We start from the raw sequence: 20250 nt of genomic DNA, 5'->3' as shown, positions 1-20250 counted from the left end.
AGTGACTTTTTCAGTGGCTTCGAACCGTCCCCCTGGTCAGTTGAAAATCGAATACGTAAGCTTCAAAATTTCATCTGTATGTTTTCTTACGTTTTTAACGATGGTGTCGTTTATGGTGTTGTAGAGTTCGTAATTTTGTTGATTTGGTAAAAACGTTTGCTGCGTTTTGACCATTTTACTTGCAGCCTCATAAAAATCTTTATACATCGCAAGATGTTGGCATACACATATAGCAGCTCCTAGACACGCGCTACTGCTGCCTGCACGTCGATGCACCGGCAATCCAAAAAGGTCAGCAATGATTTGCATCATTACATCACTCTTGGAACCTCCGCCGATGACGATTAAATCCTTTAACTCTACATCAATTTCCGCTAACATATCATCAATATTGTTCCTAATATTAAAAGCAATCGCTTCCAAAATGGAACGGTAAATATGATATTTGGTATGGCGCTGATCAAATCCGATCATGATACCTTTTCGATAGGGTTCAGATGGTGTCGACAGCCAGTCCAGGATCGTAATTAGGCCGTCACTGCCGACGGGAACATCCTGCGCTTTTCGATTCAAGTATTCCTCTTCTGATATACCCAGCTTTCCAGCTTCCGTGACGAGCTCTTCTCCGATCAGCTTTTTAAACCAACTCACCGTCCACATCCCACGTCTTATTCCATTTGATTCAAACACATATTTAAATGGAATACAAGCAAGCGTTGGGAAGAAATTGACCGCATTTTCCTTATATTCATTTCTTAACAGCATCGAAGAAATGAAGGTGCCAAGCGAGATCATGATGGTCCCTTCGTCCTTCATTCCAGAGCCCAAAGCCTCGACAGCTTTATCATTGGCTGTGGCTGTTACCGGTATATCATTGCTAAAACCAAACTCCTGAACCAATTCCTGTCTTAGTGTTCCCAGCTTTTCGCCCGGTTTGACAAGCTCAAATACCATCTCTCGTTTCAATCCATATGCCTTAAATACTTCCTCGTCACGGGACCAATCTAGCGTTTCGCGGTCTAACGGCCAGTGAACTTCATAATTAGCAGCCGTGTCCTTGTATTCGCCAGTCAATCGGAAGCCGAGATACCCAGAAGTAGTGGTTACATACTTTACTTGATCATCTGAATGGACATATGGTTTGTTCAAACGAGAATCCATCCAGCTGATCACAGGATAAGCCAGCTGGCCATCTTCTTTTAATAACACCCGGCAGCAGCGAATAGTACAAAGGCCAATCCCGGCAATCTCTTTAGGATTGCCGGTAAAACTAGCCAAACAATTTTTCATTGCTCCTATTACACTGTCCCACAAATCATCATCAGGATGGATGACGACACCGGGTTCAGGTGATAACGTGTCTTTTAATTGATAAGATCCAAATGCAACCTCATTGCCTTTAAAATCATAAATGGCAACTTTTGTGCTTTGCGAGCCATTATCAATCCCCATTACATACCCACTCATATCATCACCTGCATTAACCTTTTATATATTTCATGCCTTCTTCTTGAGGGAAGATGGTGCCAAAATTCATGATGCCATTCGGGTCAAACGCTTCTTTTAATTTTTCCAACATATAGTAAGCAGAACCGTGCTCTTCTAGTGTCCACTCGCTGCGGTATTTTCCAATACCATGGTGATGACACATGGACCCGCCAAGTTTTAATGTTTCTTCCACAATAATGGTTTGGATTGGATGATGATAAATTCTCATTTCATCCTCTGGCGCACAATTAATTGTGTAGTTATAGACAAAGTACATATTAGTTCCATTTAAATAGCTATGCGATGAGTGACCGCCAAGCATGGTGATATCTTCAATTCGGTCAAACTCTTCCCTTACTCTTTTGATGACATTGTGATAAATCTTTGTGATGCTCTCCCAGTCAGCGGATACTTCGGTAGTATAACCATCATGCTTATGATGTTTAATCATCGTTTGGATCTCATGATCAATATGACCTTGCGTCCAATTTAAGTTGTTAAACCAATTTTCGATGTAATGGTCTTCTACTTTTTCAATAATGCCTTCTTGGAATTTAACCACCGCTTCTTCAATCGCTTCATTCGTTGCTTTGACAATCCCTTTTGGTCCTTCATTCATAAAGATCAGCACACATTTGTCTTTGTAGAAGTGAGAAAAATGCTGTCTTGCATCTTCTTCAGAATAAACACGTGCCACAGATGGTCTAAAGCCGTTCGTAATTACTTCTCTTAAAATCTGGATCCCTGTATCTACATCCTTGATTAAATAACCATGGAAAACATTGTTTTCAGGATAGTATTTAAAAATCTTTACCGTCACTTCAGTAATGTAGCATAAGGTTCCTTCGTTACCAATAACAATGTGTCTAATATCGGGTCCGCCTGCTCTTCTTGGAACATTTTTGATTCTGGAAATATGTCCATCTGGGAATACACATTCTAAGCCTACAACCATGTCTTCAATAGCACCGTAAAAGGTTGAGAATTGGCCAATACTTCTTGTTGCTAGTAACCCGCCAAATTGTGCAACTGGCTTTGACTGCGGAGAGTGGCCTGTAGTATAGCCAATTTTACGCAGTTCATCTTCTAACGTTTGCAGCTTAACACCTGCTTGAACCGTTGCTTGCATGTTATAAGAATCGATTTTAATGATTTGATTCATTTTTGAGCCGTCAATGACTACTGCGATTTCTTTCCAGTTTTCAAGGCCGCCTTCCGTAGCTGTTTTCCCGCTTCGAGGAATTACATTGATCTTGTGCTTATTGCAGAACTGCAGAAGGGACTGAACTTCTTCTGTTGAGTGTGGATAAACAATTGCCATTGGCATTGGAACATCTAAGACTTTTATCGCTTTTGCATATTTCTTATAACGATCGGCAGATGCATCATAGAGTGCTTCATGATCTGTATTGATTTGTTCTAGTGAAACAATAGACTCTAATTCTTTCAATAACTGCTCTTTTACTAACTTCATTTCTTCTTTTACTAATTGTTCATTTGTCATTGCTGCATTCTCCTTTACGATCCGTTTCTATATTCCTTTATCGGACTAAATAGCCGCCATCCACATTTATGAGAGTACCGTTTACATAGTTAGAAGCGTCTGAAGCTAAATAAACAACTGCTCCCATTAAATCTAAGATATTACCCCACCTATTGGCTGGAATGTGATCTAAAATCCGTTGATTCGCTTCAGAGTTCGCTCTTGTCTCTGCTGTAACCGCAGTTGCAAAATATCCAGGTGCAATTCCGTTTACCTGAATATTATATTGAGCTAGTTCATCACAATAGGCTTTGGTAAAACCGGCTAAACCATGTTTCGTTGCTGCATAGGCTGGTGACCATTGACCCCCAAGGTAGGAAAACAAAGAACAAGTGTTTATGATTTTTCCGCTTTGTTGTGGAATCATGAATTTCGCCACTTCATGAGATAATTCAAAAGCTGCTGTTAAATTGATGGAGACCATTTTATCCCATTGTAGTCTAGTAAATTTGGTTACATCTGGTTCATTGATACAAATACCTGCGTTATTCATGAGGATGTCGATTTTTCCAAAAATAGAGATGCATTCTTCTGCAATCCTTTGACAAGTACCTTCTTGAGTCACATCTGCAATCATGAGATGATACCGAACACCCTCTCCTTCAATGAGGTTTTTGGTTTCATCATTGTCACCAGCGATGCTTACTGCAAAAATGTCTGCCCCCGCTTTTGCTAGTGCTAGGGCAAAGCCTTGACCTAATCCAGAATTACCTCCAGTGATGATCGCCACTTTTCCTTTTAAGCTAAAATAATTCATTGAGAAGTCTTTGATATCAGCTAATTTACTAGTCATTTTTAACCCTTCTTCTTAGAAAGTTTTTAATATTATTAACGTTAATTTACTATAAACTCCTCCACTTGTAAACGGTTTCCTTAGAAAATTTTCTATTTTTTTAATTATTTTTTTATATTGTGGAAAATTTTCCACTATGGTATACTTTCCTTACGTACTAAATGTAGAAGTGAGGGAAGGACTATAAATATTAATTTAAACAAATTAAATGACCTGGAGCTTTCGGTCCATAATAAACTTGCTAAAGTGATAAAGGACAATGAACAACTAAAAATATTAGAGGCAGCTGCGTATTGTGAAGTGTCTCCATCAAAAATATCCAAGCTTGTAAGAAAACTTGGCTTTGATAGTTTTAAACAATACAAGCAGTTTTTCGGGGGACAGTCCATCATTCAAAAAGGCAAGAAAGTTTCTAGCGAACTGGAACGATTAAAACACTTTATCGATAATTTTGACCCCGTATTAGTGGATGAGTTTATCACCCTTTTTAAAAAGTACAACCGAATCGTTCTATTCGGATTAGGGCCATCCTTTATTTCTGTAGAATACTTTGCCTATAAGCTCGCTCTTTTTTCTGGAAAAAATATTTTAGTGTCCCAAGGAGAAGATCATGCAAAGCATTTAGTTGATGAAGACACTCTTTTGATAGTTTTTTCAGTAACAGGGAAATTTACTTCTTTCGAAAACCTCTTCAATGGGGCAAAGGCTAAAGGGGCTGAAATATTGTTGATTTTAGAGGAGTATGACCATTCATCAACTTTAAAAGCAGATAATATCTTTTTCTTAACCCAATCTACTCAAAATGAAGAGTTGTTGCCGTATGAAAAAACGCGAACTATATTCTTTATTTTCATAGAAGAAATTATCGCAAAATTACTAGCAGAACGAGAGACTGCAAAAAGGGATGAGTAAAATCAACAGACTGCCTGATGATCAGACGGTCTGTTTTCATATTCTTAGATTGTTACGACACTATCAGCTGTATCTACTAGTTCCTTTTGTTCTTGTGATGAAAACTCAACGACGGTCCTGCCGACGTTAATGCAGTTGCAGTCATGGAAGCTATCGAAGGCTTGATTAATATCCGTTAGCTGAATACGATCGAGTACAAGTTCATCGAGCATAAATTTGCCATCTAAATAAAGCTGGGCAATGGTAGGGAAGTCGCGATAGGGCTGTGTATCTCCATAGAAGCTTCCTTTTAAAATTTTTCCGACACGGTGGAATCCGCCTGCTGGCAACTGGAGTGCCATAGCTGGATTGAAAGCCCCAACAACAACAACGGTGCCACCTTTTCTTGTTCCTTTCCACGCACTTTCAGTCGCTCCTGTGTGGCCGGTACAGTCGATTGCGAAATGCACACCGAGTCCGCCTGTCAGCTCTTTTAAAGCATCTTCCGCATTTTGTTCCGCGACATTGATTGTATGAGTCGCACCAAATTTTTTTGCGATTTCCAGGTTAGCTGGCTTCATATCACACGCAATAATTTTTGCCGCTCCAGCAATACGTGCCCCTTGAATCGCATTGACACCTACTCCGCCGATCCCAAATACAGCAACGGTCGAACCTGGTGTTACTTTTGCAGCATGTACGGCAGCACCATAACCAGTCGCCACACCGCAGCCGATTAACGACGCTTGAGCAAGCGGCATTTCATCAGGAAGTTTCACACATGATAGCTCCGGTACAACGGTGTATTCGGCAAAGGTAGACAATAAGGAGTTGTGATAAATCGTTTCTCCATCTTTGCTTAAACGGGAGGTCCCATCCAAAAGAGTTCCTTCAAACATTGGACCAAATGCCGTTTCACATAAATGAACATTCCCTGTTACGCAGAACTCGCAGGTTCCGCAATAAGGAGCCCAGCTTAACGCCACTTTATCGCCCACTTTTACTTTCGTTACATTGGATCCAACCGCTGCGACAATTCCTGCTCCTTCATGGCCAAGGATGGTAGGCTTAGGGGTTGTTTCATCTCCTAAAGCGTTTAAATCGCTATGGCAGACTCCTGTTGCTTCGATTTTCACAAGTACCTCATTCGCTTTTGGTGCAGCAAGTTCCACCTCTTGGATTTCTAGCGGTTTTCCAATCTCCGTCATAACTGCAGCTTTCATCTTCATCTTACGTTCCCCCGTGTTCTCGGATATTTTTAATAAGCAAACCAAATTGCTTTTTGTTTTGTATAAGATGCTAGGGAATGAATCGCGTACTCTTTCCCCCATCCGCTTTGTTTCAAGCCCCCAAACGGACTGGCAAAATCATAACACCCATATTTATTCACAAAAATCATACCTGCTTGAAGCCTATTGGCCACACGATGTGCTCTGGAAACATCATTCGTCCATAGACCAGCACCCAAACCATAGATGGAATCATTGGCCATCGCAATGACTTCTTCTTCTGTTTCAAAAGGAATAATGCAAAGCACAGGTCCAAAGATTTCTTCTTGGGCGATTTTCATCTTATTGTCTACGTCAGCAAAGATTGTAGGACGGATAAAGAATCCATTTGCATTTTCCCCTGTCAGATCCCGCTCACCACCAGCTACTAATCTAGCACCTTGGCTTTTTCCACTTTCAATATAGCCTAAAATCCGTTCCATATGCTCTTCAGAAACCTGGGCACCTTGATGGCTGTTTGGATCGAATGGGTCGCCTACTACATAGCTTTTTGCCAGTTTCGCAATGTCTTCAACCACTTTGTCGTACACATCCACGTGGGCAAACAAACGAGTTGGAGCCGAGCATTTCTCCCCTTTATGTGTAAACAACCCATAAAACGAACGCTCAATTGCTTGATCAAGATTTGGTGGATCATTAAAGATAATGTTTGGAGATTTCCCTCCAAGTTCAAGGGAAACAGGCTTTAAGTTTGAGTCAGCTGAATTGTGGACAAGCTTCTTCCCAATTTCCGTGCTTCCCGTAAACGCCACCTTATCCACACCCATATGGGTAGAAATATTCTCTCCTGTCTCTCCATTGCCAAGAAGTAAGTTGATGACTCCATTTGGTAAAAGGTTGGCTTCATCAATTAATTCGAACAGACGAATCACTGAAAAAGATGTCTTTTCTGACGGCTTTAATAGGACCGTATTGCCCATCGCTAATGCGGGTGCCAGCTTCCATGCAGCCATATCCAGAGGGAAGTTGAAAGGAAGTATTTGACCGCACACACCAATCGGATCTCTGGTTGTAACGCTTAAGAAATTTCCATCAACAGGATTGTTTTCACCATAATATTTGTCTGTCCAGCCTGCATAATATTCAAAAATATCAACGGCTTCTCCCACTGCATCATGATAGGATTCCGTGTATAGCTTCCCGTTATCCAATGTCTCAAGCGTTGCCAATTCTGCACGGTGCTGATCCATTAAATCGCTGATTTTTCGCAAAATTTTGGCACGCTCTTTACGAGAAATGGTACTCCATAAACCATGTTCAAACGCTTCGCGTGCAGCCGATACCGCCTGGTCTACATCCGCTTTTGAAGCGGCTTGGAAGTTACCAACTACTTGACCATTTGCCGGATTGATGGATTCGATGAATTGGCCGCTTGTGCTATCCATCCACTCGCCATTGATATATAGTTTTTTAGTTGTCTTAAGCCATTCCTTAGCCCATTCCAGTTTCGGTTGTTCGATTCCTTCAAATACTTTACTATTCATTACTTGTGTCACCTTCAATCCCTCCATCTTGAATCATATTCTTTATTTCTTCTTTTCCTTTTTCCTTCACTAATTGAGCAGTGGCAGTATAGCCAATCTTTTCTTTTAACTCGACAACCACAGGGATAAAGCTATTAGCTAGCTCCTCACAGCGCTCTCGATTCGCTTCTGTTCCTATAATACATTTTTCAGTAAATGTAGTAAGTGCTTTTTCAAGCATCACCAACGCATCTAAAATATTGGCACCAGCTGCCCCTTCAAATACGTTTAGCCCTAATTCTCCATGTTCCAGTGTGGTCTGGACGACATGATTACAGCCTATTACTTGAAAGCAGCATTGAATCAACGTTTCCGGTATGACTGGATTCACTTTTCCAGGAAAAAAGGAGGACCCCGCTTGCACAGCCGGCAACTGAATTTCAGCAAAACCTGCTTCCGGGCCAGATGATAGAAGTCGTAAATCCTTTGCCAGCTTCAGCAAACAGGAAGCAAGTATACGTAATTCACTTGACACACCAGCTAAGTCATCGATGTTTTGAGCCGCATCATATAAATTTTCACGATGTGACAACTCAATCCCTGAAACCTCACAAAGTTTGGATACTACTGTGTCCCGATAGGCTTTCGGAGCTCCAACCCCTGATCCGATTACCGTACCGCCAAGATTAATAGAGTGAAGTTTTGTGACAGCTTCTTCTAATGAAAGGAGCCTCCGTTTGATCACTTGACAATACCCGCTGAATGTCTCTCCAAGCTGAACCCTCATCCCGTCTTGCAAGCATGTACGGGAAATCGTTGTCACGTCTTGAAACTCTCCTGCTTTTGCCTTTATTGCCACCACTAGTTGGTCTAATGCTGTAAAAAGCGGTTGAAAGCTTTTCATGATAGCTAACCTTATGGCCGTGTGACATACATCAGACGTTGACTGGGAAGCGTTTACATGGTCAGCAGGATGAACGGGAGAATAGCTTCCTCTTGGGTACCCCAAGGATTCATTCGCCAGATTGGCAATGACTTCGTTCACATTCATGTTGGTGCCAATTCCACCGCCCCCATGCAAAATGTCGATAGGAAATTGTTCATAGTTCTCGCCTTTGATCAAGCTGTTGCATGCTTGGATTATGGCATTTGCAAGGTACTCTTCAAACACTCCTGCTTCCTGATTGGCGAGAGCTGCCGCTTTTTTGACCATCGCAAGCGATTCGATATACGTAGGATATTGGCTTAGTTTACGACCAGAAAACGAGAGATTTTGCAGGGTTCTCACCGTTTGAATTCCGTACAGAGCATCCTTTGAAATCTCAATGGTGCCAAATTGATCCGCTTCTTCCCTCATGAAACCATCTCCAAATGAATCTATATTCTATTATTTAATTTTATTTATTGTTCGCATTATGAACGATATGTTCACACAAGGAACTTTAATGTCATTTTAAAATGGAAGACCATTCATGTCAAACAAAAAATGATAAATTTTTGAAAATATTTAAAACATTAGATTATGTTCTGTTTTTTACGCTATAATGAAAGACATGAAAAAGAATAATGAATTACTAAACAAGGAAAAAAATAAACAAGAAAATTCATCTGTTCAAGCCGTCGGTCGTGCCTTATCATTACTGCAGCTCGTTGCCGAGAGTGAAAATCCTCTATCTGTTGGTGACTTAGCAGAAAAATCCCATATGAATCGAACCACTGTCTGGCGTCTGATTGGCACCCTTGAAAATTATGGGTATGTTGAACGTGATCACTTAACAAAGGGGTACCAACTCGGATATGCAGCCAATCGACTTGCTGCCCAAGCAACCAATTACGGGTCGCTGATTCGGCGTGCACGTACAAGTATGGAGAATTTGCGGGAAGAAACCCAAGAAACCGTATTGCTGAGTGTACCGAAACATTATGGAACATTAACCATTGATCAAATAGATCCGGCACACAGCGTCAGGTTAGTGGATTATGTCAATGCCTACCTGCCATTGCACTGTACGTCTAATGGGAAGCTTCTGTTAAGCCTGCTCCCCCCTGAAGAACTGGACATTCTATTGGGACAACCGCTTGAAAAAATGACACCGTTAACCATTACCAGCCGTGATGAACTTCTAAATGAAATTCAAATGGTTCGAACACGAGGAGTTGCGACAGCAGTTGGAGAACTGGATGAAAACGAAAATGGTATTTCTGCAGCTATTTTTGATCAACGGAAGAATCTAGTAGCCTTTATCAGTGTTTGTGGTCCAAGCTTTCGTTTTACAAAGGAAAAAATGGCAGCATTATCCGATCGTTTACTTGATGCTGCCCAAGAAATTACCAAATATCTTGATTAAATCAAAAAAAACGGGGATAGCCTTCCACCGCTTTAAAGCAGTGGGAGACTGTCCCCAAATTTTTTTGTCTACTATAAAGCTTTAGGAAGGGATTCGGTAGTTTCTTTGGAATTTTCGACAGGTTTCTCACTAATCGTTTTATCGTATTTTTGCGGGTTCAAACAAATTTTCACAAGAGATCCAAATACCACTAATCCTAAGAATAGTGCGGGTACACCACCTAGGTTATTAAGCATTTTAACTCCATCGATACTGGCAAAACTAATCATAGACCAAGAAATCAAACTAACAGCAATTCCCCATAAAACCTTAACCAATAGACCTGCCTCAGGCTTTTCAGGTGTAATACCCGTTGAACTGATTCCACTCATAGCTGCCACATTGGAATCGCAGGCAGTAACAAACGTGATAAAGAAGACGAATAAGAAGAACGGAATAATTACTGCGGACCAAGGTAAGTTAGAGAAAAATTCATAAATCACGGCTTCAGGTCCACTATTTGCAAGGGCTATTGAAAGGACGCCATCTACCATATTCATTGAAATAGCCGTTCCACCAAATACACTCATCCATATCATGCCAAATATAGCTGGTAAAACAAAATTAACTAAAATAACGGTTTTCACTTTATACCCATAGGCAATTCTTCCAAGGAATAGAGATAAAATTAATGCCCATGCAAACCAACTGGCCCAATAAAAGGTTGTCCACCACTGCGGCCACGGGTCACCGGCTGCTGCCCCCGTAAATAAACTCTTCTTGAAAAACTCTGTAAGGTACACACCAAACGCTTCTGTACTAGTATTTAAGATGAAAGGAATAGGACCAACTAGAAAGACAAAGGCTAAGATGACATAAAAAGCTTTCATATTGATATCAGAGAGGATTCGAATCCCTTTCATTAAACCCGTTGCTGCTGAGATTAAGAAGGTGACGGTTACAACGGCTGCGACAATTCCCCATAATACCGGTGAAGAACCAATACCTGTTATGTGTTCGATTCCTCCAGAAAGAGTCAAAATACTAGTACCCATCGAAGCCGCCATCCCTAGGGCTAATGTATACAAACAGATCGCATCAATGACTGTTGAGGTACTCTTATTAATCTTATTTCCAAAAAGCGGCGAAAGCGTGGAGCTTAAGCTATATGGTTTTTTCATATTGTAATAGACAAACGCAAAGACAACAGCTGGTACACAATAGATCGCATATGGAGTGAACGTCCAGTGCAAATACAAGGTCGACAAGGAGAACAAAGCTGCCCCTGGACTATTCTGCTCAAGGCCAAGCGATTCCGGTGGAGTGGATAAATGGTAGATGGGCTCTACAATACTCCAAAAGGTAAGAGTGGCTATGGTAGTAGTTAAGGTAATGGCAAACCAATTCGAGAACTTTAGCATCGGTTTCGCATGTTCCCCACCAATTCGAACATTTCCAAGCGGTGAAAAGTAAGCAAAAATACAACCACCAACCATGAGTAAACCCGCCTAAGCTAAATAACCAGCCTAAATTGGCAATCACCCAATTATTTGCATTCGTCGTCATGCTTATAAAGCTTTCCTAATTCGTAAAACTTAAGATAGATGCCCCAATTAATAATAGAAAAGGCGGCCAAAAAACTGCATGTCTGATGTTCTTCAAAATTCTTCCCCCATTCATATAAGATACCGCTTACATTTGTATATACCATGTAATTCTTGAGATGTAGTATTTCTAAATTGTCTATAAGGTTTTCCTCAGTCCTCCTTACCCTACCTATCTGTTCGTAATACGAACATTAAATACGTATCGTGAACTGGATGTTTTGATTATAGAAGGGACAGAAAATTGTGTCAATAAATAATTAATATAATTTTAAGATAATCCCGCAAACACCTGCTCTATAACAGCCAATAAATATATATGAATTTATCAAATTACATCAGAAACATGAATTTTTTGCCTTATTTTAACAAAAAAACCACTCCCTAATTTTTATAGGAAGTGGTTATTGCTATTAATATAAATTATTTACAAGACTACTTCACAGAATGAAGCGGAGATTACATCATGCCGCCCATTCCACCCATGCCGCCCATGTCAGGCATACCCATGCCAGCACCAGCTGGTTCTGGTTTGTCAGCAACAACTGCTTCAGTTGTTAAGAACATAGCTGCTACAGATGCTGCATTTTGTAATGCAGAACGAGTAACTTTAGTTGGGTCAACGATACCAGCTTGAATCATGTTTACCCATTCGCCGTTCGCAGCGTTGAAACCAGTACCGATTTCTTCACGCTTTAAGCGGTCAACGATAACAGATCCTTCAAGACCAGCGTTGTGAGCAATTGTGCGTACAGGCTCTTCCATCGCACGTAATACGATGTTGATACCAGTTGCTACATCGCCTTCTGCTTGGATTTCAGCTACTTTGCTGTATACGTTAAGAAGGGCTACACCACCGCCGGATACGATACCTTCTTCAACTGCAGCACGAGTTGAGTTCAAAGCGTCTTCGATTCGAAGCTTACGCTCTTTTAATTCAGTTTCAGTCGCAGCACCAACTTTGATTACTGCTACACCGCCAGCTAATTTAGCTAAGCGCTCTTGTAATTTTTCACGGTCAAATTCAGAAGTAGTTTCTTCTAATTGAACACGGATTTGGTTTACACGAGCTGCGATTTCAGCAGAATCTCCTGCACCTTCAACGATTGTTGTATTTTCTTTCGTTACAACAACTTTAGCAGCACGTCCTAAAGAGCTGATAGTTGTAGTTTTAAGTTCACGGCCTAACTCTTCAGTGATTACTTCCCCGCCAGTTAGAGCAGCGATATCTTCTAGCATTGCTTTACGACGGTCACCAAAGCCTGGAGCTTTAACAGCAACTGCATTGAATGTTCCGCGTAGCTTGTTAACTACTAGAGTAGAAAGTGCTTCACCTTCAACATCTTCAGCAACTAATAATAGTGGCTTGCCTTGTTGAACTACTTGCTCAAGAACAGGAAGAATTTCTTGAATGCTAGCAATTTTCTTGTCAGTGATTAAGATATATGGATTTTCTAAAACAGCTTCCATTTTATCTGTATTGGTTACCATGTAAGCAGAAGTATAACCACGGTCAAATTGCATACCTTCTACTACATCCAATTCAGTTGTGAAGCCTTTAGATTCTTCAATAGTGATTACGCCGTCGTTGCCAACGCGCTCCATTGCTTCTGCAATTAATTGACCAACTTCTTCGTCAGCAGCAGAGATGGAAGCAACTTGTGCGATCGAAGCTTTGTTTTCGATTGGTTTAGAAATTGCTTTTAATTCTTCAACTGCTGCAATAACTGCTTTTTCGATCCCTTTACGGATACCCATTGGGTTAGCACCAGCAGTTACGTTCTTTAAGCCTTCGCGAATCATCGCTTGTGCTAGAACTGTTGCAGTAGTTGTACCGTCACCAGCAACATCGTTAGTTTTGCTTGCTACTTCAGCAACAAGTTTTGCACCCATGTTTTCGAATGCATCTTCTAATTCGATTTCTTTGGCGATAGTTACACCATCATTCGTGATTAGTGGTGAACCGAATTTTTTCTCAAGAACCACGTTGCGTCCTTTAGGTCCAAGAGTAACTTTTACTGCATTTGCTAGAGCATCAACACCACGAAGCATTGCGCGGCGTGCATCTTCACTAAACATAATCTCTTTAGCCATTGTTTAAAAACCTCCTCATATTTTTCAGTTCTTTGTATTTTTAAGTAAGAATCTTATGCGCCAACAACAGCAAGAATATCAGATTCGCGTAAGATTAAATATTCTGTTCCTTGGTATTTCACTTCTGTACCGCCGTATTTTGAGAAGATAATACGATCACCTACAGAAACTTCAAGTGCTACACGCTCTCCGCTTTCAAGTACGCGGCCAGTACCAACGGCAACAACTTTTCCTTCTTGAGGCTTTTCTTTCGCTGAATCCGGTAATACGATCCCGCTTGCAGTTTTTTCTTCTGATTCAACAAGCTCAATGATAATACGATCACCTAATGGTCTTAACAAATCAAACAACCTCCTCAAAAATGTATGTAATTCCGACTTATTAGCACTCTCTTTGAATGAGTGCTAACACAATTATTATAATAATGAATCTCTAATTTTTTTGCAAGTGTGAAGCATAAATTTTTTCTAAAAAAAAATTATCCGATTGACAACCTTATAAAGTATGCGAAAAACGTCATTTTCTATACCCATTTTTTTTAAAAGTCTTTCTAAATTGAAACAAAGCCAGTTTTAAGAGTAGAATGAAGAGTAGTATATAAAGGCCCGAGCGATTTGACTCCCTGTAAAATGAATGATTATAAATTGACTATTCGTCAAAAATATAAAATGGAATCTAAAGGAGACTAGATTATTTGAAACGGGAATATTGGATAATCATTATTGTTTACATCGCGATGCAGTTTTCTAGCCTAATCGGGATACCCCTATTTTTGTTTGGCTTTAAATACTTTGGGATCAATCAAAGTCTTGCTGTTCCTTCCTGGCTTCTAGTTAGTTTTACGATTGCCTTATTACTCATTATTTTTATATTAAGGAAAGAAATGAACAACCGAGGCTTCAGCAAAAATGGCGGTTCTTTCGGACATTCGGTGGTATGGGCCATTTCAGGAATCTTCCTTGCTTTAGCCGCCCAGTACGCTGCCGCAATCATCGAGAACCTATTAGGAATCAAGATGGGGTCTGAAAACACAAAGGATATTCTGACGATAATTGAAGCTTTTCCCTTAGCGATTATAGTCACGAGCATCATTGGACCAATCTTAGAAGAAATCGTTTTTCGAAAAATTATTTTCGGAGCGCTTCATCAACGATTTAACTTTTTTATTTCTGCTCTTATCAGTTCAGTCATTTTTGCCGCGGCCCATATGGAGTTTCAGCACATTCTGTTATACTCGGCCATGGGCTTTACGTTCGCTTTTCTTTATGTAAAAACAAAATCCATTTTCGTCCCAATATTTGCCCATGTCACAATGAACACCTTGGTGGTCTTGGTTCAGTCGGTGTACAAAGACGACATTGAGAGGCTCCAGCGAGAAGCCGAGGCGGTTCAAAACTTTATCGGAGGATTTCTATGAAACGTTCACCTTTGTTTTCCGGATTAATTTACTTTTTGCTTGGCGGGTTGTTTACTTACTTTGCCATTGATAATGTTCAAAAAAATGGCTGGGGGTTTTTCAGTTACCTCCTCGTCCTATTAGCAACCTTTGACTATGGCTCAGGCCTAAAAATGATTATCTTTCACGTTAAATACAAAGATAAAATGAAAAAGAAATAAAACAAGGTGTCAGGCACCATGTGAAAAATTCACATGGTGCCTGACACCTTTTCATTTTGAAGCCTCTTTTTTGTGAATCACCATACGCTCTTTTCCTAGGATAAAAATGAATAGGAAGGCTAGACCTGCGGGTACGAGTGCCCATGTAAATGTGTGGACGATGGAACTTGAGAGTGCATCTGTTATTTTATCGAGAATTTGTGGTGGAATTAATTTTCTTGCTTCCTCCGATAATAAGGCCCGCGAATCTCCGAACCTCTGACCCTTAGGAATCGGTCCCATTCCAGCAAAAGCATTTTCCAACCCTTCTTTGAGATCACTTCGTTGGATCGTACCAAAAACGGTAATCCCGATCGTCATTCCTAAGGAACGAATAAAGTTACTAGTGGATGTTGCTGAGCCCCTTTGCTCAATTCCAAACGGATGAATCGCAGCCATGCTTAACACAGAAAAAGAGAAGCCGACACCTAAACCAATTATAATCATGTAAAGCGTCAACACCGCTCTGCTTGTTTCTGGTGTAATCGTACTCAATAACAATAAGCCGCCAATCAAAATAACTCCGGAGATAAACATAATATTTCGATAGCTCATCTTCGTTGTCAAAAAACCGCCCGCTTGTGCGGTAACCACCGAGCCGAGCATCATTGGCAATAATATTAACCCTGAATTGGTAGCAGTCCCGCCATAAACCCCTTGCACAAAAATCGGAATGTAAACCGTAGCTGCCATAAATGCAGCACCGTAAAATAAGCCAACGAGTGTACTGCCTGCAAACAAGCGGTTTCTAAACATGGAAAAGGAAATAATCGGATCCTTTGCTTTTGTCTCCACAAATAAAAAGATTAAAAGTAGAATCGCAAATCCTGCAAACAGGCTGATGATCACGGTTGAAATCCAGTCATATTTTTGCCCTCCAAGTTCAAGCGCAAACATTAGACAAACGACGGCTCCGACCAATGTCACGGCCCCCGACCAATCAATTATCTGCTTTTTGTGAATTGGAGATTCCTTATATGCGATAGTAATAAAAACGAGTGATAAGATCCCTAGTGGCATATTGATGTAGAAAATCCAATGCCAGCTGATATAGTCCGTTATATACGCACCAAGCAATGGACCAAAAATACTCGACAATCCAAAAACGGCTCCGAACAATCCCCCCATTTTCCCGCGTTTTTCAGGGGGAAACAGGTCAAACATTATCGTAAAGGCGATTGGGACAAGCGCCCCACCGCCAATCCCCTGAATGGCACGATAAATGCTTAACTGGGTGATCGTTTCAGCAGTACCGCACAAAGCGGAACCCACCATAAACAAAATCAATCCGAAAATAAAGAATCTTTTTCGACCGTACATATCCGACAACTTACCGAAAATCGGCATCCCTGCCATCTCAGCTACCATGTAGGCAGATACGACCCAGACAAAGCTCTCCAGACCACCGAGATCACCGACAATCGTACCCATTGCGGTTACAACAATCGTATTATCCATCGAGGCCATTAAAATCCCCAGCAATAACCCCGCAACAACCAATCCTAATTTGCTTTCTTTTGTCACCATCACATTTCTCCTTTATATCTTTATCGTCGTTTTTATTGCCGCCCTCGGATCATGCGAGAAATCATTTCGATACTCCACCACTCCTATTTGGCAGCCAGGTCCAATTTTCACCTTGTTGCCCCGAACAATATCAGCCTTGGTATTTTCAAGGTAGATATCATCTCCTTCAATGACTTTCGCACTTAGGGACCCTGCCTCTTTTCCAAAGGGGAGGAATGAGTTACTTCTTTTTTTGACCGTTATTTTTCCGCCGCCGATTTCCTCAGCTGTGCTTTGCCCAAAACGCAAACCGACGTTAATGGTGTCTGCGCTCAGTAATCCTTTGATCTCAAAGCCGCCGCTAGAGTCGAACGTCTCATACTCCACATCGCCATTCACTGAGATACTCCCTTTAATGTTTGCTTCATCCCCTGTCAGTCTCTCGCCGACTTCCAGCAATCCGAAAATTTTTATCTTTTTTAAAAGAGCATTGCCACCGACCATCATCGTTCCCATGATCAGTGTTTCCTCTGCATCCATATTCCCTTTGATCTCTGCTTCACCAAATACTTTTACCGAGCCTGTTTTGACATTTTCGACGGCTTCACTCGTACCATAGACATGGAAAGTTGAACTTTCCACAGCATTGACAATCGTTCCTTCCCCTCGAATACTGATTTTATCGTAACGGCCGCCAGGATAGCTGCCCGAGCCATTGATAATCAGATTTTCGCTTCTTGTCATTTTCTTATCCCCCTTAAACCTTTCTGTTCTCAGTAACAATTGCCTTTTTATCCATCGAAAATTCCTCAGTGTATTCAACTAGACCAATTTGACAATTTGGACCAATCCACACCTGGTTCCCACGAACCACTTTGGCAATCGTATTTTCAAGTTCAATTTTATCCCCTTCAATTAATTCCGTTTCAAGCTGTGGTTTAAAAAAGGCCTTAAGCAAATTACCGACTAAGGATCCCTTCGCCTTTACCGTAATCGTTTGCCCGCCGATTTCTTTTGCTTTACATTCTCCAAACATCTTTATGTCAACCTGGTCTGCATTTAGAAGTCCGCCAATCGTAAACTGCGATTCTGCTTTAAAAATTTCCGCATCACAATCCTCACCAACCGTAAATGTTCCTTGAATTTTTATTTCCTCACATTTAACCCTGCCGCCAACGGTTGCTTTACCAGAGACCTTTAATTTTTCAGCAGATAGGTTTATGTCGATCCTTGCTGATCCATCAATCGTTAGGATCTTACTGTCGATACTCCCTCTGACCTTCGCATGTCCGTTTACTTTTGCTTTTTCAGAAATGACGTTTCCATTGAGAATCCCGGAACCATTACAATCCAGTTCCAGGCATTCTAAATCATTGTTAACCGTCCCTCGGCCATTTAATGTGACAACGCGGAACTGTCCCCCATTGGATGCACCGAAGCCATTAATAACCAAGTCTCCCCTGTTTTTCGTATCCATCATCATTCTCCTTTATAATAATTTCGCTTTAATTTCTTCCATGCACGTCATCAGCGACAAAGCGGCAACTACTTTTGTTCCGCGTTCAAAATGAAATTCTTCTGCATTAATTAGTAACAGACATGATGACATGCCAAGTTTTCTGGTAATCACCAATTCACAGCTTTTTTGCTTGATTACCCCGGCATGATCCTTTAACACCTGCAAGACCATTTTCCCTTCTTCCAGGTTAATTTCACCCGACTGAAGCAGTTTTTCTAAAACAAACACTTCGAGCATACGTGTAAAATTAAATTGAAGAATGCCCTTTTCTTGTTCTAGGTAAAAATCGACAACCGTTGTCGAAACAATGTTACGTTTCACTAATTCATCTTTGGTATAATTTAAATTCGTTACATTGGGTGAAAACATGTCAGCTAGTTCATCCAAGGATAAGTTTTCTTTCATCGTTTGGATCTTTTCAATTCTTTCTAAGACCTTTTCCTTTGGAAAAAAAGTTTCTTGACCCGTAAACGTTGATTTACGCACAAACCATTCTTCCGGAATGAGATCCTTTCGTTTCCATCTATATAGCTGTCCATAGGATATTCCGGCTAATTCTAACAGGTCTTTCTTTGAGATTAATTCCTCACTCATCATAAAAACCCCTTTCTAAAAATAATGTAACATAACACTGTTACGTTTGTAAAGTGCAAATGTAAATATTAGGATGTCCTAATTATTATTTTACAAAAAAAGGCCCCTCACGTTATATCGTGAAAGACCCTCTTGAACCTATTTTCTTCTTTTTCCACCGTTCGATAAGCTTTGCTTAGATGATTTCTACTAGTTTTTTTAAGTTGGAGCTTTTTCGCGCTACTCCCGATTCGATCGCTGCAGCCGAAACAGCTGCTGCCACTCGATCCCCCACACGAGAATCCAAGGCGTTAGGAATGATATACTCCGCACGAAGCTCTTTATCCGATACAAGACTTGAAATGGCGTAAGCTGCTGCAAGTTTCATTTCCTCATTGATGTCGGTTGCCCTTACATCGAGAGCACCACGAAAGATCCCTGGAAAGGCGAGCACATTGTTTACTTGATTAGGATAATCAGAACGTCCTGTTCCGACTACTGCTGCACCTGCCGCAAGCGCTTCTTCCGGATAAATTTCAGGCACTGGATTTGCCATAGCAAAAACAATTGAATCTTTATTCATGGTCCTGACCATATCTCCCGTTAAAGCCTTTGGACCTGAGACGCCAATAAAAATGTCGGTGTTTTTAATCGCGTCTTGAAGGGTTCCATGTACCCTGCCTAGGTTTGTTCTCTCTGCTATTTCTGCTTGACGGTCGTTCATCCACTCTTCGCCTGGACAAAGAATTCCCTCCAGGCTTACTAACGTAATATTCTTAAAGCCCGCTTTTAATAAAAGCTTGGCAATCGCTATCCCAGCAGAACCAGCACCATTTAGAACAACCTTAACCTTATAGATACTTTTCTTCACAATTCTCAGCGCATTTAAAAGGGCAGCTAATACAACAATCGCTGTCCCATGCTGGTCATCATGAAAGACGGGAATGTTTAGTTCCTTTTTTAAGCGTTCTTCAATTTCAAAGCATCTTGGGGCGGCAATATCCTCCAAATTGATACCACCGAATGTTGGCTCTAATGCTTTAATAATATTGACAATCTCATCGACATCTTTTGTACCCAGGCAAAGCGGATAGGCATCAATCCCTGCAAATTGTTTAAATAAAACGGCCTTCCCCTCCATAACTGGCATGGCAGCCTCAGGGCCAATGTCTCCTAATCCTAATACCGCTGTTCCATCTGTTACAACGGCTACTAAATTACCCCGACCTGTATGCTCGAAGGAAGCTTCACTATTTTTTGCAATGATCTTACATGGCTCAGCCACACCTGGCGTATAAGCTAAACTTAAATCATCGGCATTGTTCATTTCTACTTTACTGACGATGCTAATCTTACCTGCCAGCTTTTTATGGAGCAGCACTGCCTGCTCTTTTATCTTGCTTTCATTCATTCCAACCTTCTCCTTTTGGTCCTATCTATAAATAATAGTTAATCATGGTGACAAGAATCCAATCTATACAATCAAAAAAATCGGACCGTGACA

The 20250-nt window shown here is 40.9% G+C and carries 18 protein-coding genes; 4 read left to right on the top strand and 14 right to left on the bottom strand.

What is annotated here, in order from left to right:
- Positions 1 to 36: 36 nt before the first annotated feature.
- The 3 genes from J7E66_RS27015 to J7E66_RS27005 are packed head-to-tail and all read right to left on the bottom strand — an operon-like array spanning position 37 to position 3824.
- On the bottom strand, positions 37 to 1467 hold the full coding sequence (locus J7E66_RS27015) for an FGGY-family carbohydrate kinase (RefSeq protein ID WP_215005849.1): 1431 nt from the start codon (positions 1465 to 1467) through the stop codon (positions 37 to 39).
- Positions 1468 to 1480: 13 nt separating this feature from the next.
- Positions 1481 to 2992, bottom strand: coding sequence for an FAD-binding oxidoreductase (locus J7E66_RS27010; RefSeq protein ID WP_251033161.1), 1512 nt, complete (start codon positions 2990 to 2992; stop codon positions 1481 to 1483).
- A 37-nt stretch (positions 2993 to 3029) separates the two neighbouring features.
- The gene (locus J7E66_RS27005; RefSeq protein WP_215005846.1) at positions 3030 to 3824 is read right to left on the bottom strand and encodes an SDR family oxidoreductase; all 795 of its coding nucleotides are present in this window, start codon (positions 3822 to 3824) and stop codon (positions 3030 to 3032) included.
- 246 nt (positions 3825 to 4070) lie between these two features.
- On the opposite strand from J7E66_RS27005, the gene J7E66_RS27000 reads away from it, so the two are divergent.
- The gene (locus tag J7E66_RS27000) at positions 4071 to 4736 is read left to right on the top strand and encodes a MurR/RpiR family transcriptional regulator (protein ID WP_215005843.1); all 666 of its coding nucleotides are present in this window, start codon (positions 4071 to 4073) and stop codon (positions 4734 to 4736) included.
- A gap of 44 nt (positions 4737 to 4780) precedes the next feature.
- On the opposite strand, the gene J7E66_RS26995 is transcribed toward J7E66_RS27000, so the two are convergent.
- From J7E66_RS26995 to J7E66_RS26985, 3 genes are read right to left on the bottom strand one after another with little or no spacing between them, the layout of a single operon-like run.
- Complete coding sequence (locus J7E66_RS26995) at positions 4781 to 5944, bottom strand: Zn-dependent alcohol dehydrogenase (RefSeq protein WP_215005840.1); 1164 nt, start codon at positions 5942 to 5944, stop codon at positions 4781 to 4783.
- A 29-nt stretch (positions 5945 to 5973) separates the two neighbouring features.
- Entirely contained in the window at positions 5974 to 7500 is a 1527-nt protein-coding gene (locus J7E66_RS26990; protein WP_308162599.1) for an aldehyde dehydrogenase family protein, read from the bottom strand.
- On the bottom strand, positions 7481 to 8824 hold the full coding sequence (locus J7E66_RS26985; protein WP_215005833.1) for a lyase family protein: 1344 nt from the start codon (positions 8822 to 8824) through the stop codon (positions 7481 to 7483). The genes J7E66_RS26990 and J7E66_RS26985 overlap by 20 nt, the downstream gene beginning before the upstream one ends.
- Positions 8825 to 9020: 196 nt before the next feature.
- Between J7E66_RS26985 and J7E66_RS26980 the strand changes: the two genes are divergently transcribed.
- Positions 9021 to 9815 (top strand): IclR family transcriptional regulator, encoded by a 795-nt coding sequence (locus J7E66_RS26980; RefSeq protein WP_215005830.1) that lies wholly within the window; start codon positions 9021 to 9023, stop codon positions 9813 to 9815.
- A gap of 71 nt (positions 9816 to 9886) precedes the next feature.
- Here J7E66_RS26980 and J7E66_RS26975 read toward each other — a convergent pair whose 3' ends face one another.
- From J7E66_RS26975 to groES, 3 genes are all read right to left on the bottom strand, one after another.
- Positions 9887 to 11290: a BCCT family transporter gene (locus J7E66_RS26975; protein ID WP_251033159.1), complete on the bottom strand. Its 1404-nt coding sequence runs from the start codon at positions 11288 to 11290 to the stop codon at positions 9887 to 9889.
- Between the two features lie 567 nt (positions 11291 to 11857).
- Positions 11858 to 13492: a chaperonin GroEL gene (gene groL / locus J7E66_RS26970; protein WP_215005827.1), complete on the bottom strand. Its 1635-nt coding sequence runs from the start codon at positions 13490 to 13492 to the stop codon at positions 11858 to 11860.
- 53 nt (positions 13493 to 13545) lie between these two features.
- Positions 13546 to 13833, bottom strand: a complete 288-nt coding sequence (gene groES / locus J7E66_RS26965) for a co-chaperone GroES (protein ID WP_026565252.1) — start codon at positions 13831 to 13833, stop codon at positions 13546 to 13548.
- 353 nt (positions 13834 to 14186) lie between these two features.
- Between groES and J7E66_RS26960 the strand changes: the two genes are divergently transcribed.
- Both J7E66_RS26960 and J7E66_RS26955 read left to right on the top strand, forming a co-directional pair.
- Entirely contained in the window at positions 14187 to 14909 is a 723-nt protein-coding gene (locus J7E66_RS26960) for a CPBP family intramembrane glutamic endopeptidase (protein WP_215005825.1), read from the top strand.
- On the top strand, positions 14906 to 15109 hold the full coding sequence (locus J7E66_RS26955; RefSeq protein WP_168241595.1) for a YdiK family protein: 204 nt from the start codon (positions 14906 to 14908) through the stop codon (positions 15107 to 15109). Before J7E66_RS26960 ends, J7E66_RS26955 begins: the two co-directional genes overlap by 4 nt.
- Before the next feature lie 51 nt (positions 15110 to 15160).
- Here the strand turns inward: J7E66_RS26955 and J7E66_RS26950 are convergent, their stop codons facing one another.
- The 5 genes from J7E66_RS26950 to J7E66_RS26930 all read right to left on the bottom strand — a co-directional run bounded on the left by J7E66_RS26950 (position 15161) and on the right by J7E66_RS26930 (position 20157).
- Positions 15161 to 16675: an MDR family MFS transporter gene (locus J7E66_RS26950; RefSeq protein WP_215005822.1), complete on the bottom strand. Its 1515-nt coding sequence runs from the start codon at positions 16673 to 16675 to the stop codon at positions 15161 to 15163.
- 12 nt (positions 16676 to 16687) lie between these two features.
- Entirely contained in the window at positions 16688 to 17398 is a 711-nt protein-coding gene (locus tag J7E66_RS26945; protein ID WP_215005819.1) for a cytoplasmic protein, read from the bottom strand.
- Between the two features lie 13 nt (positions 17399 to 17411).
- Positions 17412 to 18131, bottom strand: coding sequence for a cytoplasmic protein (locus tag J7E66_RS26940; protein ID WP_215005816.1), 720 nt, complete (start codon positions 18129 to 18131; stop codon positions 17412 to 17414).
- 12 nt (positions 18132 to 18143) lie between these two features.
- On the bottom strand, positions 18144 to 18767 hold the full coding sequence (locus J7E66_RS26935; protein ID WP_215005812.1) for a YhbD family protein: 624 nt from the start codon (positions 18765 to 18767) through the stop codon (positions 18144 to 18146).
- A 175-nt stretch (positions 18768 to 18942) separates the two neighbouring features.
- Complete coding sequence (locus tag J7E66_RS26930) at positions 18943 to 20157, bottom strand: NAD(P)-dependent malic enzyme (protein ID WP_215005810.1); 1215 nt, start codon at positions 20155 to 20157, stop codon at positions 18943 to 18945.
- Between the last annotated feature and the right edge of the window lie 93 nt (positions 20158 to 20250).

The sequence above is a fragment of the Bacillus sp. ISL-7 genome, assembly GCF_018613065.1.
This window is presented reverse-complemented; position numbering and strand designations above follow the sequence as displayed.